Consider the following 15,342-nt stretch of genomic DNA (forward strand, 5'->3'; position numbering starts at 1 on the left):
CGCCTTATCCGGCCTACGAATCGGAGTTATCAGGCCGATTTTGTAGGCCCGATAAGCGAAGCGCCATCGGGCATTTCACGGTAAGCCCGTATTACTCTTCTTTCGCGCCGCGCATTGCACGACGACGATCGTTTTCCGTCAGGTGACGTTTACGAATACGGATAGAGGTTGGAGTCACTTCTACCAGTTCGTCGTCATCGATGAACTCCAGAGCCTGCTCCAGGGTCATCTTGATCGGCGGAACCAGAACCGTTGCTTCGTCAGTACCAGACGCACGCATGTTGGTCAGTTTCTTACCGGTCAGGCAGTTTACGGTCAGGTCGTTAGAACGGCTGTGAATACCGATGATCTGGCCTTCGTAAACTTCCGCGCCGTGACCCAGGAACAGCTTACCGCGATCCTGCAAACCAAACAGTGCGAACGCAACCGCTTTACCCTGACCGTTGGAGATCAGTACGCCGTTCTGACGCTGGCCCACTTCGCCCGGACGGATATCGTCGTAGTGGCTGAAGGTGGAGTACAGCAGACCCGTACCGGAGGTCATGGTCATGAACTCTGAACGGAAACCGATCAGACCTCGGCTTGGGATCACGTAGTCGAGACGTACGCGGCCTTTGCCATCTGGATTCATGTTTTTCAGGTCGCCTTTACGCTCGCCCAGCGCCTGCATCACAGAACCCTGGTGCTGCTCTTCGACGTCCAGCGTGACGTTTTCGTACGGCTCCTGTTTACGGCCGTCGATTTCGCGGAAGATAACTTTCGGACGGGAAACCGCCATCTCGAAACCTTCACGACGCATGTTTTCAATCAGAACGGACAGGTGCAGTTCACCACGACCGGATACACGGAACGCGTCCGCATCTTCGGTTTCTTCAACGCGCAGCGCAACGTTGTGTACCAGTTCTTTGTTCAGACGCTCAAGGATCTGACGAGAGGTCACGTATTTACCTTCTTTACCGCAGAACGGAGAGGTGTTTACGCAGAAGAACATAGAAACGGTCGGCTCATCAACAGACAGCGCTGGCAGCGCTTCAACATTCTGCGGATCGCAGATGGTGTCGGAGATGTTCAGCTCGCCCAGACCGGTGATTGCAATGATATCGCCCGCTTCCGCCAGGTCGCTATCAATACGTTCCAGACCCAGGTGAGTCAGCACTTTGCCCACTTTACCGTTACGGGTTTTGCCTTCGCTATCGATGATAGTGATCTGCTGGTTCGGCTTCACTTTACCGCGCTTGATACGACCAATGCCGATAACGCCAACATAGTTGTTGTAGTCCAGCTGAGAGATCTGCATCTGGAGCGGGCCGTCCAGGTCAACGTCCGGTGCCGGTACGTGGTCAACGATCGCCTGATACAGCGGGGTCATGTCTTCCGCCATATCTTCGTGATCCAGACCTGCGATACCGTTCAGCGCCGAAGCGTAGATGATCGGGAAGTCCAGCTGTTCGTCGGTCGCGTCGAGGTTAACGAACAGGTCGAATACCTGGTCTACAACCCAGTCAGGGCGCGCGCCAGGACGGTCAACTTTGTTGATAACAACAATCGGCTTCAGGCCATGAGCAAAGGCTTTTTTGGTCACGAAGCGCGTCTGCGGCATCGGGCCGTCAAATGCGTCAACCACCAGCAGCACGGAGTCTACCATGGACATTACACGTTCAACTTCACCACCGAAGTCGGCGTGTCCTGGGGTATCAACGATGTTGATACGGTAATCATTCCATTTAATAGCAGTGTTTTTAGCGAGGATGGTAATCCCACGCTCTTTCTCCAAATCGTTGGAGTCCATCACACGCTCTTGAGTTTCGGCACGCGCATCAAACGTACCGGATTGCTGTAGCAGCTTATCGACCAGGGTAGTTTTACCGTGGTCAACGTGCGCGATGATGGCGATGTTACGCAAATTTTCGATCACAACTTTGCCTCAGGCATTAGAAATAGCGCGTTATTGTACACGGATTAATCGCACTACAAAACAGGATCACAGAGATCCTCCGCAAACAAGTATTGCAGAGTTTCTTTGTGATCGCTTTCACGGAGCGTTAAAAGGGTCACTCACTGTCCATTGCACCAACATGGTGCTTAATGTTCACATTAAAGCACTATATTGGTGCAACATATCCACTATGGTGCGGCCCTTTTGCACGATGGTGCGCATGATAACGCCTTTTAGGGGCAATTTAAAAGTTGGCACAGATTTCGCTTTGTATTTTTTACGGCGACACGGCCAATTTTTGCAGAATTGAAGACTTCGTTACCACGACGACAATGACCAATCCGGGAGAGTTAAGTATGTCCGCTGAACACGTTTTGACGATGCTGAATGAGCATGAAGTGAAGTTTGTTGATTTGCGCTTCACCGATACCAAAGGTAAAGAACAGCACGTCACGATTCCTGCTCATCAGGTGAATGCCGAATTCTTTGAAGAAGGCAAAATGTTTGACGGCTCCTCGATCGGTGGCTGGAAAGGTATCAACGAATCCGACATGGTTCTGATGCCGGACGCATCCACTGCGGTCATTGACCCGTTCTACGCTGATTCTACGCTGATTATTCGTTGCGACATCCTGGAGCCAGGCACCCTGCAAGGCTACGATCGCGACCCGCGTTCCATCGCCAAGCGCGCGGAAGAGTACCTGCGCTCTACCGGCATCGCAGACACCGTTCTGTTCGGGCCAGAGCCAGAGTTCTTCCTGTTTGACGATATCCGCTTCGGTTCTTCTATCTCCGGTTCCCACGTCGCTATCGACGATATCGAAGGCGCATGGAACTCCTCCACCCAGTACGAAGGTGGCAACAAAGGTCACCGTCCGGCAGTAAAAGGCGGTTACTTCCCGGTTCCGCCGGTAGACTCTTCTCAGGACATCCGTTCTGAAATGTGTTCCGTTATGGAGCAAATGGGTCTGGTTGTAGAAGCACACCACCACGAAGTGGCAACTGCAGGTCAGAACGAAGTGGCAACCCGCTTCAACACCATGACCAAAAAAGCGGACGAAATTCAGATCTACAAATACGTTGTGCACAACGTCGCTCACCGTTTCGGTAAAACTGCGACCTTTATGCCAAAACCGATGTTCGGCGATAACGGTTCCGGTATGCACTGCCACATGTCCCTGTCCAAAAACGGGACTAACCTGTTCTCCGGCGACAAATATGCGGGTCTGTCTGAGCAGGCGCTGTACTACATCGGCGGCGTAATCAAACACGCAAAAGCGATCAACGCCCTGGCGAACCCGACCACTAACTCCTACAAACGTCTGGTTCCGGGTTATGAAGCACCGGTCATGCTGGCCTACTCCGCCCGTAACCGTTCTGCCTCTATCCGTATTCCGGTTGTTGCCTCTCCGAAAGCGCGTCGTATCGAAGTGCGCTTCCCGGACCCGGCTGCGAACCCGTACCTGTGCTTTGCCGCTCTGCTGATGGCGGGTCTTGACGGTATTAAGAACAAGATCCACCCAGGCGAAGCGATGGACAAAAACCTGTATGACCTGCCGCCGGAAGAAGCGAAAGAGATCCCACAGGTTGCAGGCTCTCTGGAAGAAGCGCTCAACGAGCTGGATATTGACCGTGAATTCCTGAAAGCAGGCGGCGTGTTCACTGATGAAGCGATCGACGCGTACATCGCCCTGCGCATTGAAGAAAATGACCGCGTGCGCATGACGCCGCACCCGGTAGAGTTTGAGCTGTACTACAGCGTTTAATCGTTGAGTTGCCGTGGAACTTTTAGCCTGTTCAGGCAGGTTTGAGATTGATGGCGAATGATAAGACGCCTGATGGCGCAAGCTTATCAGGCCTACCGGTAACATCACCTTGTAGGCCGGATAAGGCAAAGCCGCCATCCGGCACAACGTTTGCCACTCATCTGTAGCCCATCACACGATGGGCTTTTTTCTCCACCAACGTTCTGATCCCACGCGCTTTTTACACGTAAAAAGCTATAATGCACTAAATTGGTGCAAACTATTCCAGGAGACTGCTAAATGGCAACAGGCACGCAGCCCGATGCTGGGCAGATCCTCAATTCTTTAATCAACAGCATTTTACTGGTCGACGACGAGCTGGCGGTGCATTACGCCAACCCGGCCGCACAACAGCTGCTCGCCCAAAGCGCCCGCAAGCTGTTTGGTACGCCGCTGCCTGAGCTGTTGAGCTATTTTTCATTAAATATTGGGCTGATGCGCGAAAGCCTGGAAGCAGGTCAGGGATTTACGGACAACGAAGTCACGCTGGTGATCGACGGACGCTCCCATATTCTCTCGCTAACCGCCCAGCGCCTGCCGGATAACTTCATCCTGCTGGAAATGGCGCCGATGGATAACCAGCGTCGCCTGAGCCAGGAACAGCTTCAGCATGCCCAGCAAATCGCCGCCCGCGACCTGGTGCGCGGTCTGGCGCATGAGATCAAAAACCCGCTTGGTGGTTTACGCGGCGCGGCCCAACTGCTCAGTAAAGCCCTGCCTGACCCGGCGTTGCTGGAGTACACCAAAGTCATTATTGAGCAGGCCGACAGGTTGCGTAATCTGGTTGACCGACTGCTGGGACCGCAACAGCCGGGTATGCACGTCACGGAGAGTATCCACAAAGTCGCAGAACGCGTCGTCGCACTGGTGTCGATGGAGCTGCCGGAGAACGTCACGCTGATTCGTGATTATGACCCCAGTCTGCCGGAACTGCCTCACGACCCGGATCAGATTGAACAGGTCCTGCTGAACATCGTGCGTAACGCTTTACAGGCGTTAGGGCCGGAAGGCGGTGAAATCATTCTGCGTACCCGTACCGCATTCCAGCTGACGCTGCATGGCGTGCGTTATCGCCTGGCGGCGCGCATCGACGTTGAGGACAACGGGCCGGGTATTCCGTCCCATTTACAGGACACGCTGTTTTACCCGATGGTCAGCGGTCGCGAAGGCGGCACCGGGCTGGGCTTATCCATTGCCCGTAATTTGATTGATCAGCATTCCGGCAAAATTGAATTTACCAGTTGGCCGGGTCATACCGAGTTCTCGGTTTACCTGCCTATCAGGAAATAAAGGTGACGTTTATGCAACGAGGGATAGTCTGGGTAGTCGATGACGATAGTTCCATCCGTTGGGTGCTTGAACGTGCGCTCGCCGGGGCGGGATTACATTGCACCACATTTGAAAGCGGCAACGAAGTGCTGGACGCGCTGGCGAGTAAAACGCCGGATGTCCTGCTGTCGGATATCCGTATGCCGGGAATGGACGGACTGGCGCTGTTAAAACAGATCAAACAGCGTCACCCCATGCTTCCGGTCATCATAATGACGGCGCATTCCGATCTCGATGCCGCCGTCAGCGCTTATCAACAAGGCGCGTTTGATTATCTGCCAAAGCCTTTTGATATTGACGAAGCGGTCGCGCTGGTTGAACGCGCGATCAGCCATTATCAGGAGCAGCAACAGCCGCGCAATGTCCAGATCAACGGCCCGACAACCGATATCATCGGCGAAGCGCCCGCGATGCAGGATGTCTTTCGCATTATTGGCCGCCTCTCACGCTCGTCTATCAGCGTGCTGATCAACGGCGAGTCCGGGACCGGTAAAGAGCTGGTCGCCCATGCGCTGCATCGCCATAGCCCACGCGTAAAAGCTCCCTTTATCGCCCTGAATATGGCGGCTATTCCGAAGGATTTGATCGAGTCCGAACTGTTTGGTCATGAAAAAGGGGCGTTCACCGGGGCGAATACCATTCGTCAGGGGCGCTTTGAGCAGGCCGACGGCGGCACGCTGTTTCTCGATGAGATCGGCGATATGCCGCTGGATGTGCAGACGCGTTTGCTACGCGTCTTAGCCGATGGGCAGTTTTACCGCGTTGGTGGCTATGCGCCGGTGAAGGTTGATGTGCGGATTATCGCCGCCACCCATCAGAACCTGGAATTACGCGTACAGGAAGGTAAGTTCCGTGAAGATCTGTTCCACCGCCTGAACGTGATTCGCGTACATTTGCCACCGCTGCGCGAGCGTCGGGAAGATATTCCACGCCTGGCGCGGCATTTCCTGCAAGTGGCTGCCCGCGAGCTGGGCGTCGAAGCCAAATTGCTCCACCCGGAAACAGAAGCGGCGCTGACGCGTCTGGCCTGGCCTGGCAACGTGCGTCAACTGGAGAATACCTGCCGTTGGTTAACGGTGATGGCCGCCGGACAGGAGGTTCTGATTCAGGACTTACCCGGCGAGCTGTTTGAAGCCACGGTGCCAGACAGCCAGTCGCACATACAGTCAGACAGTTGGGCCACATTGCTGGCGCAGTGGGCGGATCGCGCGTTGCGTTCCGGTCATCAAAACCTGCTTTCTGAAGCGCAGCCTGAGCTGGAGCGTACGCTGTTAACCACCGCGCTGCGTCATACCCAGGGGCACAAACAGGAAGCGGCACGGCTGCTGGGATGGGGTCGTAACACCCTGACTCGCAAGCTAAAAGAGCTGGGTATGGAGTGACGATTCGTCGTTGTGTAAAGATTAATATTTAAGCGCAAATTGCCGTTATTTTGCGCTTTACTGTTCCGATGAGTTGAGTATGATCATGCCCGGCAAACAGGGGGAATCATCATGCTGGAATCATTAATCAATCTGGTATCGAGCGGAGCGGTCGACAGCCACACGCCACAAACTGCGGTTGCCGCAGTGCTGTGTGCAGCGCTGGTTGGGCTGTTTAGCTAAATGCGTGCCGGATGGCGCTACCGCTTATCCGACCTACGGTTGATGTTAACTTGTAGGCCCGGTAAGCGGTAGCGCCACCGGGCAACGCCACTAAATCACCCGTGAGAACTGCTGCATCCGCGCTTTCTGGCGCAGATAAGCATCAAAGCACATACAGATGTTACGGATCAGCAGACGGCCTTTCGGCGTAACCTGAATCCCCTTATCATCCACATCCACCAGCCCATCTTTCGCCAGCGGCGCCAGCAGCGCTAAATCTTCCGCAAAGTACGCCGCGAAGTTGAGATCCCACTGCTGTTCAACCGCTGCGTAATCGAGACGGAAGTTGCAGATCAGCGACTTAATAATATCCCGACGAATGCAGTCATCGCGGGTCAGCACAATGCCGCGCCATAACGCATTCCCCAGCTCATCCACCTGCTGATAGTAGCGCTTCAGCTCTTTTTGGTTCTGCGCGTAGCTGTCGCCAATCATACTGATGGCGGAAACGCCCAACCCCAGCAGGTCCGTATCGCCCTGAGTGGTATAGCCCTGGAAGTTACGATGCAGAACGCCCTCACGCTGGGCAACGGCCAGTTCGTCATCCGGGCGGGCAAAGTGATCCATCCCGATGAACTGATAGCCCGTCTCCGTCAGCGACGAGACGGTCTCTTGCAGGATATCGAGTTTTTGCTGCGCGCTGGGCAGGTCAGCCTCTTTGATTTTGCGCTGAGCGGCGAATAACGTGGGCAAATGAGCGTAGTTAAAGACACTCAGGCGATCGGGGCTCAGCTCTGCCACGCGTCTGAGCGTAAAGGCGAAGCTTTCCGGCGTTTGCTTTGGCAGCCCGTAAATCAGATCGATATTCGTCGAGGTGAAGCCTATCTCGCGCGCATGATTGAGCAGCGAGAAGATAAACTCTTCATCCTGCTCGCGGTTAACCAGACGCTGAACGTCTTTATTGAAGTCCTGCACCCCCATACTCAGGCGGTTAAACCCTTGCGCGCGTAAATGATCGAGCACATCCAGCTCAATTTCACGGGGATCGACTTCGATCGAGATTTCGACGTCGTCGTTAAAATGAAAGTTTCCACGCAGAAGCGTCATTAACCGACTGATTTGCGCTTTATTCAGGTACGTTGGCGTTCCGCCGCCCCAGTGCAGTTGACTAACGCGACGTCCGGCAAACAGCGGCGCGCGATGAATAATTTCTTGTTCAAGCGCATCGAGATATTGGTCGGCCTTATGCTGCTGGCGGGTCACAATCTTGTTGCAACCGCAGAAATAGCACAATTTATGGCAAAACGGGATATGAACGTACAGAGACAGCGGACGTTCAGGGTAACGCGCCACAGCGTGCTGAAATGCCTCTTCGCCGTAGTCTTCCGAAAACTCCAGCGCTGTGGGATACGAGGTATATCGTGGCCCGGAATAGTTATATTTCTGGATCAGGGCCAGATCCCAGTCTATCAACTGTTCAGACATGCTCACTCCTTCCGATGGCGTCGCTGGCGGGTACGGCGTACCGGCTTTACCCCACTACGGGTAATAAACCGGTTGCGCAGCCACTTCTGTCGCCGCGACAACCGCTGTAGTTTAACGAATAACCACACCAGATAACATACAACCGGAAGGGTTATAAGCAGGACGGGAAGGCCCACGGTGTAAACCCGTTAGTTGCCGCCCCGGAGCAGGCGCATCATATCTTCCTGCTTTTCGTCCTCTTCCTCTTCTTCATCGTCATCATAAGAGAGGCCCAACCTCTGCATCAGCTCATCAATACGATCCAGTTTGGCATCTACCCAGGTTTGGTCTTCCGCACTCAGGGTTTCGCCTGCTTCCAGACGTTCCAGCAGCGCATCCAGGCGCTCATCCGTTTCCAGTAAATCCAACTCAGCCTGCGGTGAAAGCATAGGTTTCTCACTCTTCGGTTTGTGCTGTTTGGTGACTTTTTCGGTCACACCCAGGGGAATGGGGGTTTTACTGCCAATTCGTGGATCTTTCTGCTTGTTCTGGTTTTTACCGCCTGAAGCCGCGTTGTCACCTGTCGCACGGCTCCCCGCCGCATGACCACGGTGTTTTTTCTGACGCTTACGGTCGCGCGCTTCCTGATTCAGCTCTTCGCGTGTTTTACGACGCGCTTTTGCGGGACCTTTACCGCGTGGTGTAGAAGTTGATTTCATAGTGATTCGTCTTTGGCTGTTTTAGTCAGTATATACTCTAAATAATTCGAGTTGCAGGAAGTCAACGCACATGCAACCTGAAGTATGACGAGTTTCATTTGCCGCGGAATCTAGCAGAAACCCTATAAAGAAAAAAGGCGACAGAGTAATCTGTCGCCTTTTTTGCTGTCTAACAACCCTAACGGGCTCTACGATCCCTGTTGGCTACCAACACGCCCTGTTTTTCCCTTAGCCTGAAACATTCCGTGTTGTTTCCATTTCCTTTTACTAACGTCTCCGAACGTTTGTCTTCCTGACAAATCCTGCGTCTTCGCCTCCTGGCGCTCCTGACCCTCATCCTGAGTCGTAATCCTGACAGCTTCCTCGCTATGGATGCTACTTTACTCTTCTGGCATAAACGCACAAGTAATCGAAACGCGAATGTCCACTTTTCAGAATATTGCCTGAAACATAACGTTATGATTTTATTATTTTATCTTAATTTTCGACCTGCGCTTACTCTGAAATTTCGCATAAGAACAATCGGCAATGTCTCACAAAGAGCATGGTTTTAGCTTACACACATCCCCATGCTGAAAAATCCGTCTTTTGCCGCTGTTCAGGTATAATCGCTGCAAAGCTTTGACTGACGGAGACGACCGCTTTGACTAATTTGAATTATCAACAGACGCACTTTGTGATGAGTGCGCCTGATATTCGCCATTTACCTTCCGATACCGGAATCGAAGTGGCTTTTGCTGGCCGTTCCAATGCAGGCAAATCCAGCGCGCTGAACACGCTTACGAATCAGAAGAGTCTGGCGCGTACATCCAAAACACCGGGCCGTACTCAGCTCATCAACCTGTTTGAGGTGGTTGAAGGCAAACGTCTGGTTGACCTGCCCGGCTATGGCTATGCAGAAGTCCCGGAAGAGATGAAGCGTAAGTGGCAACGCGCGCTGGGCGAATACCTGGAAAAACGTCAGAGCCTGCAAGGCCTGGTGATACTGATGGATATCCGTCACCCGTTAAAAGATCTCGACCAGCAGATGATCCAGTGGGCCGTAGAGAGCAACATTCAGGTTCTGGTTTTACTCACCAAAGCGGACAAACTGGCCAGCGGCGCACGTAAAGCGCAGCTGAATATGGTGCGTGAAGCGGTACTGGCCTTTAACGGCGATGTGCAGGTAGAAACGTTTTCTTCCCTGAAGAAGCAAGGCGTGGATAAATTACGTCAGAAACTGGATAGCTGGTTTAACGATCTGGCTCCCGTGGAAGAGACGCAGGACGGGGAATAACCCACCGATATGCCGGATGGCGCCGCTGCGCGTCTTATCCGGCCTACAGTTCTTTATTCTTGCTCTAAGGCGGCAACACAGCAAATCCCCAAGAGCTTACATAAGTAAGTGACTGGGGTGAGCGACAAATCTGTCTGGAACAGATTTGAACGCCGCGAAGCGGCGGCCCGTAAGGGTGAGGCTCATGGATGAGCCGAATAATTCGAAGCCAACGCGTATGCAGCTTGAAGTATGACGAGCAAAATAAAAAACGCCCCAGTCATTACTGACTGGGGCGGCTAAAATATTCAGCCAAATCCGATTACGTGAAGTAAAAGGTCTGAAAGATAGAACATCTTACCTCTGTACCCTACGCGAATAACTTTACTCTTTTTTGAGCAGCTCAGAAAGCACTTTTTGTAATTTTTTTTCATTCTTTACATAGGGAATTCTAATGATCATCACAAAACGTTCTATCTTATGTTGCTTAGTTACGAAAAAAGCGCGTTATTCAGTAAAGCCTTAGTGCGCCTGATCCCAGTTTTCGCCGCTACCCACTTCCACCAGCAACGGCACATCAATACGCGTGCAGTTTTCCATCAGTTGATGGATCTTTTTCGATACCACGTCGAGATCATCTTTATGCACTTCGAACACCAGTTCATCGTGTACCTGCATGATCATACGCACGCGCGGCTGTTCATCTTGCAGCCATTTATCGACGGCAATCATAGCGCGCTTGATGATGTCTGCTGCCGTCCCCTGCATCGGAGCGTTGATGGCGGCACGTTCCGCACCGGCACGACGCGCAGCATTGCTGGATTTAATATCCGGCAAGTAGAGACGACGCCCTTCCAGCGTTTCAACATAGCCTCGCTCTTTTGCCTGAGCGCGCGTGCGTTCCATATATTCCAGTACGCCAGGGTAGCGTTCGAAGTAGAGATCCATGTACTTCTGCGCCTCTTTGCGCGGAATATTGAGCTGACGCGCCAGACCGAATGCGCTCATGCCGTAGATCAGACCAAAGTTAATCGCTTTGGCGCTGCGGCGCTGTTCAGCCGTAACGCTCTCCAGCGGCAGTCCAAACACTTCAGCAGCCGTCGCCCGGTGGATATCTTTTCCTTCGGCAAAGGCGGTTAACAGACCTTTATCACGGGAAAGGTGCGCCATAATACGCAGCTCAATCTGCGAGTAGTCCGCTGATGCGATGACGTAATCTTGCGGAGCGATAAACGCCTGACGAATACGGCGTCCTTCCTCGTTACGTACCGGAATATTTTGCAGGTTAGGATCGGTAGACGATAAACGCCCCGTCGCGGTCACCGCCTGATGATAAGAGGTATGCACTCGCCCGGTTTTCGGGTTGATCATCAGCGGGAGTTTATCGGTGTAGGTCGATTTCAGCTTCGCCAGCCCGCGATATTCCAGAATCACCTTCGGCAGCGGATAGTCCAGCGCCAACTCTTCCAGCACCTCTTCCGAGGTGGACGGCGCACCGCCCGGCGTTTTCTTCAGTGGCTTAATACCCTGTTTTTCAAACAGAATGGTTTGCAACTGTTTGGTAGAAGAGAGGTTAAATTCTTCTCCGGCGATCTCATGCGCCTTCTTCTCCAGCTCCGCCAGACGCAGCGTGATCTCCTCTGAATGCTTGTGCAGCACGGCAGGGTCGATTTTTACACCGTTACGCTCTACGCGGGAAAGCACCGGCACCAGCGGCATTTCGATATTCTCGAAGACATTCAGCGGCCCTTTGTACTGCTGTAGCTCTGGCCACATTTTCAAATGCAGCTGTAACGTAACGTCCGCATCTTCTGCGGCATAACGTCCGGCCTCTTCCAGGGCAATCTGGTTAAAGGTCAGCTGATTTTTGCCTTTACCGGCAATCTCTTCAAAAGTGATGGTCTTATGCTTCAACCAGCGTTCGGACAGGCTGTCCATGTCGTGGCGGCCAGCAACGCTGTTCAGGATGTAGGATTCGAGCATAGTGTCAAAAGCAATACCGCGCAGCTCAATGCCATAGTTTTGCAATACGCCGCGATCGTACTTCAGGTTTTGCCCAACCTTACGCGCCTTCTCATCTTCCAGCAGCGGCTTCAATAGCTCAAGCGCTCGCTCGCGGGAAATCTGATCGGGTGCATCCAGGTAGTCATGCGCCACGGGAACGTAGGCCGCCACGCCCGGTTCAATAGCAAAAGAGAGACCGACCAGATTCGCCGCATGGTTATCCAGGCTGTCCGTTTCGGTATCAAATGCAAAAACGGGCGCCTTTTTCAGCGTCTCAATCCAGCTTTCCAGCGTCGCTTCATCCAGGATAGTGACGTAGTTATCGTAAGAAAGCGCGGTCGCAGGCACGTCTGGCGTTTCATCAATAACTATGGTTTCCTGCGGTTTTGCTGCGGGCTTCGCACCTTTCGCCTGTAGCCATTTACCCGCTTCCACATCGGTGGTCCAGCGCTTAAATTCATATTTCTTAAACAGGCCAAGCAACTCTTCAGCCGCTGGTTGTTGTACTTCAAGCTGATCGCAGCTTAGCTCCAGTTCGACATCCGTTTTGATGGTAGCCAGTTGATAAGAGAGGTAAGCCACCTCTTTATTCTGCTCAAGCTTCCCGGCCATGGTTTTCGCGCCACGGAAGGTTAAGCCCGCAATTTTATCTGATTCGGCATACAGGGTATCCAGCCCACCTAACCCCTGAAGGAGCGCCTGGGCGGTTTTTTCACCCACGCCCGGCACGCCAGGAATGTTATCGGAAGAGTCGCCCATCAGCGCCAGGAAATCGATGATCAATTCGGGTGGAACACCGTACTTGTTCACGACCTCATCCGGGCCCAGAATCGTATTGGTCATGGTGTTAATCAGCGTGATATTTGGCGTCACCAGCTGAGCCATATCTTTGTCGCCGGTGCTGATCAGCACCGGACGGCCCACCTTCTCGGCTTCACGCGCCAGCGTACCGATAACGTCGTCCGCTTCCACGCCCGAAACGGCCAGCAGCGGCAGGCCCATCGCTTTTACCATCGCATGCAGCGGTTCAATCTGCGCACGCAGGTCATCAGGCATCGGCGGGCGATGCGATTTGTAATGTTCGAATAACTCATCACGGAAGGTTTTACCCTTGGCATCAAATACCACTGCGGCATGCGTCGGCTGATACTGCATAATCAGGCTGCGCAGCATGTTGAGAACACCGTACATCGCCCCTGTAGGCTCCCCTGCGCTGTTCGTCAGAGGAGGAAAGGCGTGATACGCGCGATAGAGATAAGATGAGCCATCTACAAGGATAAGTGGGTTTTCTGGGATCTGAACCATAATGTCCGTGCCTGTTTATCAGATTATGAGTAAAGGATGCCACAGACAGGATGAAAACATGAGTTTTTCGCCGCATTTGTCGAAAAAGTTTTGTAGATCTTCTGGATCGCTCGCAAAGCGCGCTGTGGATAACTTTGTGCATAAATTATTACATTTCATTTAATTTCATCCTGATGATTTAATTTTCATTAAACTTAATCATATTTTTCAATATGTTAATTAAATCACCAGAACTTTATCCCATTATTCAGCGTTATCTCAGTGTGTGGATAGATATCAATATTTTTTCTGTTTCGCTAAGACCCGTCATTTGATGCGTTTTCTGATAAAATCAGCCCCTTGCGTCTCTTTCGCGCACTATTTATGGCTAACCCGTTGAATAATTTAATTATGACAAGAATACTCGCTGCGATAACGCTGTTGCTGAGTATCGTATTGACCATTTTGGTCACTATTTTTTGTTCTGTGCCGATCATCCTTGCCGGGATCGTGAAGCTCCTTTTGCCCATTCCTGTCGTCTGGCGCAAGGTATCCGTTTTTTGTAATTTCATGATGTACTGCTGGTGTGAAGGGTTGGCGCTGCTGCTGCATCTCAATCCGTGGCTTAAATGGGACGTGGAAGGGCTGGAAGGCCTGAACAAGAAAAACTGGTATCTGCTTATTTGTAACCATCACAGCTGGGCCGATATCGTGGTGCTTTGCGTTCTGTTCCGTAAGCACATTCCAATGAACAAATACTTTCTTAAGCAGCAGCTGGCCTGGGTGCCGTTTATCGGCCTGGCCTGCTGGGCGCTGGATATGCCGTTTATGAAACGCTACTCGCGCGCTTATTTGCTCCGTCATCCCGAACAACGCGGTAAAGATGTAGAAACAACCCGCCGTTCTTGCGAGAAATTTCGCGCGCATCCCACAACGATCGTAAATTTTGTCGAAGGTTCGCGTTTTACCGAAGAGAAACGTCGGCAAACTCGCTCGCCATATAAAAACCTTCTCCCACCAAAAGCGGCGGGGATCGCGATGGCGCTAAACGTATTAGGGTCTCAGTTCGATAAGCTGCTCAACGTTACCCTCTGCTACCCGGAAAACGATCGGAAACCATTCTACGATATGTTGAGCGGTAAACTGACGCGCATCGTGGTACGTATCGATCTGGAGCCGATTAAAGAAGAGCTGCACGGTGACTATGTGAACGACAAAGGATTCAAACGCCGTTTCCAGCTTTGGTTGAATGCACTCTGGAATGAAAAAGACGAACAGATAGAAAAGATTAAAGCGGAAAACAAAAACGCCGGTCAATGACCGGCGATTTTTTTATTTCTTTTCAACCAGATGTTTCACGGTATCGGCGTACTGTTGTACGAAGATATCCATGCTGCTGGTATCCATCCCTTGCGGGTTAACCTGATATTTGCCGTTTACAAACATCGCCGGTACACCCTGAAGCTGGAGATCAGCGGCCGCTTTTTCTTGCTGCGCAACCAGTGATTTCACCACGAAGCTGTTCCATGCCGCATCGTAGTCTTCACCTTTCACACCCGCATCAACGAATACTTTGCGAATATCGGCAGCAGACTGAACGGTCTGGTTTTTCTGTACTGCTTCAAACATCGGCGCAGTGATTTTATCTTCTACGCCCAGTGCCATCGCCACAGCCCATGCCTGCGTCAGGTCCTTACCCAATGGGCCCAGAAACTCAACGTGGTATTTGGTCATTTTGGTGCCTTCAGGCAGCTTTTTCTTCACGTTATCAGAAACGTGCAGCACTTCTTCAAACTGATAGCAGTGCGGGCAGTAGAAGGAGAAAAACTCCAGAACCTGAGGCTCGCCAGCAACGGGCTTATCCAGTGTGATGTATTGCTTACCATCACTGAACTGCGCTGCCGATGCGCTAAAAGCTAAAATCATACCAGCCAGCGCCAGCCAAATCTTTTTCATGATCAAC

At 52.3% G+C, this 15,342-nt stretch carries 11 protein-coding genes and 1 pseudogene; 6 read left to right on the forward strand and 6 right to left on the reverse strand.

Annotation, left to right across the window (positions count from 1 at the left end; genetic code table 11):
* Nucleotides 1–91: 91 nt before the first annotated feature.
* Nucleotides 92–1,915, reverse strand: coding sequence for a ribosome-dependent GTPase TypA (gene typA / locus FD428_RS20935; RefSeq protein ID WP_012133937.1), 1,824 nt, complete (start codon nucleotides 1,913–1,915; stop codon nucleotides 92–94).
* A gap of 377 nt (nucleotides 1,916–2,292) precedes the next feature.
* Between typA and glnA the strand changes: the two genes are divergently transcribed.
* From glnA to FD428_RS20955, 4 genes are all read left to right on the forward strand, one after another.
* Nucleotides 2,293–3,702 (forward strand): glutamate--ammonia ligase, encoded by a 1,410-nt coding sequence (glnA, locus tag FD428_RS20940; protein WP_024130676.1) that lies wholly within the window; start codon nucleotides 2,293–2,295, stop codon nucleotides 3,700–3,702.
* Nucleotides 3,703–3,981: 279 nt separating this feature from the next.
* Entirely contained in the window at nucleotides 3,982–5,031 is a 1,050-nt protein-coding gene (glnL, locus tag FD428_RS20945) for a nitrogen regulation protein NR(II) (RefSeq protein WP_047459914.1), read from the forward strand.
* 11 nt (nucleotides 5,032–5,042) lie between these two features.
* Nucleotides 5,043–6,452 (forward strand): nitrogen regulation protein NR(I), encoded by a 1,410-nt coding sequence (gene glnG / locus FD428_RS20950; protein ID WP_012133942.1) that lies wholly within the window; start codon nucleotides 5,043–5,045, stop codon nucleotides 6,450–6,452.
* Between the two features lie 111 nt (nucleotides 6,453–6,563).
* Nucleotides 6,564–6,674 carry a YshB family small membrane protein gene (locus FD428_RS20955; protein ID WP_096753919.1) on the forward strand — a complete coding sequence of 37 codons (111 nt, stop codon included), beginning with the start codon at nucleotides 6,564–6,566 and terminating at the stop codon, nucleotides 6,672–6,674.
* A gap of 90 nt (nucleotides 6,675–6,764) precedes the next feature.
* Here the strand turns inward: FD428_RS20955 and hemN are convergent, their stop codons facing one another.
* From hemN to FD428_RS20970, 3 genes and pseudogenes are all read right to left on the reverse strand, one after another.
* The gene (gene hemN / locus FD428_RS20960) at nucleotides 6,765–8,138 is read right to left on the reverse strand and encodes an oxygen-independent coproporphyrinogen III oxidase (RefSeq protein ID WP_114848724.1); all 1,374 of its coding nucleotides are present in this window, start codon (nucleotides 8,136–8,138) and stop codon (nucleotides 6,765–6,767) included.
* 188 nt (nucleotides 8,139–8,326) lie between these two features.
* On the reverse strand, nucleotides 8,327–8,836 hold the full coding sequence (yihI, locus tag FD428_RS20965) for a Der GTPase-activating protein YihI (RefSeq protein WP_114848723.1): 510 nt from the start codon (nucleotides 8,834–8,836) through the stop codon (nucleotides 8,327–8,329).
* Between the two features lie 178 nt (nucleotides 8,837–9,014).
* Nucleotides 9,015–9,239: pseudogene (locus tag FD428_RS20970) on the reverse strand (hypothetical protein).
* Between the two features lie 240 nt (nucleotides 9,240–9,479).
* Between FD428_RS20970 and yihA the strand changes: the two are divergent.
* Nucleotides 9,480–10,112, forward strand: coding sequence for a ribosome biogenesis GTP-binding protein YihA/YsxC (yihA, locus tag FD428_RS20975; RefSeq protein WP_110494846.1), 633 nt, complete (start codon nucleotides 9,480–9,482; stop codon nucleotides 10,110–10,112).
* A gap of 501 nt (nucleotides 10,113–10,613) precedes the next feature.
* On the opposite strand, the gene polA is transcribed toward yihA, so the two are convergent.
* Nucleotides 10,614–13,400 carry a DNA polymerase I gene (polA, locus tag FD428_RS20980; RefSeq protein ID WP_114848722.1) on the reverse strand — a complete coding sequence of 929 codons (2,787 nt, stop codon included), beginning with the start codon at nucleotides 13,398–13,400 and terminating at the stop codon, nucleotides 10,614–10,616.
* Nucleotides 13,401–13,763: 363 nt separating this feature from the next.
* Between polA and FD428_RS20985 the strand changes: the two genes are divergently transcribed.
* Nucleotides 13,764–14,699: an acyltransferase gene (locus FD428_RS20985; RefSeq protein WP_047459928.1), complete on the forward strand. Its 936-nt coding sequence runs from the start codon at nucleotides 13,764–13,766 to the stop codon at nucleotides 14,697–14,699.
* Nucleotides 14,700–14,711: 12 nt separating this feature from the next.
* Here the strand turns inward: FD428_RS20985 and dsbA are convergent, their stop codons facing one another.
* The gene (gene dsbA, locus FD428_RS20990; protein ID WP_012133950.1) at nucleotides 14,712–15,335 is read right to left on the reverse strand and encodes a thiol:disulfide interchange protein DsbA; all 624 of its coding nucleotides are present in this window, start codon (nucleotides 15,333–15,335) and stop codon (nucleotides 14,712–14,714) included.
* Between the last annotated feature and the right edge of the window lie 7 nt (nucleotides 15,336–15,342).

This window comes from Citrobacter sp. TBCP-5362 (genome assembly GCF_005406305.1).
Taxonomy (GTDB): domain Bacteria; phylum Pseudomonadota; class Gammaproteobacteria; order Enterobacterales; family Enterobacteriaceae; genus Citrobacter_B; species Citrobacter_B koseri.

Excerpts from the sequence above, each read along its gene's own strand:
- glnG (WP_012133942.1), top strand. The coding sequence starts at position 5,043 with ATGCAACGAGGGATAGTCTGGGTAGTCGATGACGATAGTTCCATCCGT.
- FD428_RS20985 (WP_047459928.1), top strand. The coding sequence starts at position 13,764 with ATGGCTAACCCGTTGAATAATTTAATTATGACAAGAATACTCGCTGCG.
- hemN (WP_114848724.1), bottom strand. The coding sequence starts at position 8,138 with ATGTCTGAACAGTTGATAGACTGGGATCTGGCCCTGATCCAGAAATAT.
- yihI (WP_114848723.1), bottom strand. The coding sequence starts at position 8,836 with ATGAAATCAACTTCTACACCACGCGGTAAAGGTCCCGCAAAAGCGCGT.
- glnA (WP_024130676.1), top strand. The coding sequence starts at position 2,293 with ATGTCCGCTGAACACGTTTTGACGATGCTGAATGAGCATGAAGTGAAG.
- polA (WP_114848722.1), bottom strand. The coding sequence starts at position 13,400 with ATGGTTCAGATCCCAGAAAACCCACTTATCCTTGTAGATGGCTCATCT.
- glnL (WP_047459914.1), top strand. The coding sequence starts at position 3,982 with ATGGCAACAGGCACGCAGCCCGATGCTGGGCAGATCCTCAATTCTTTA.
- FD428_RS20955 (WP_096753919.1), top strand. The coding sequence starts at position 6,564 with ATGCTGGAATCATTAATCAATCTGGTATCGAGCGGAGCGGTCGACAGC.
- dsbA (WP_012133950.1), bottom strand. The coding sequence starts at position 15,335 with ATGAAAAAGATTTGGCTGGCGCTGGCTGGTATGATTTTAGCTTTTAGC.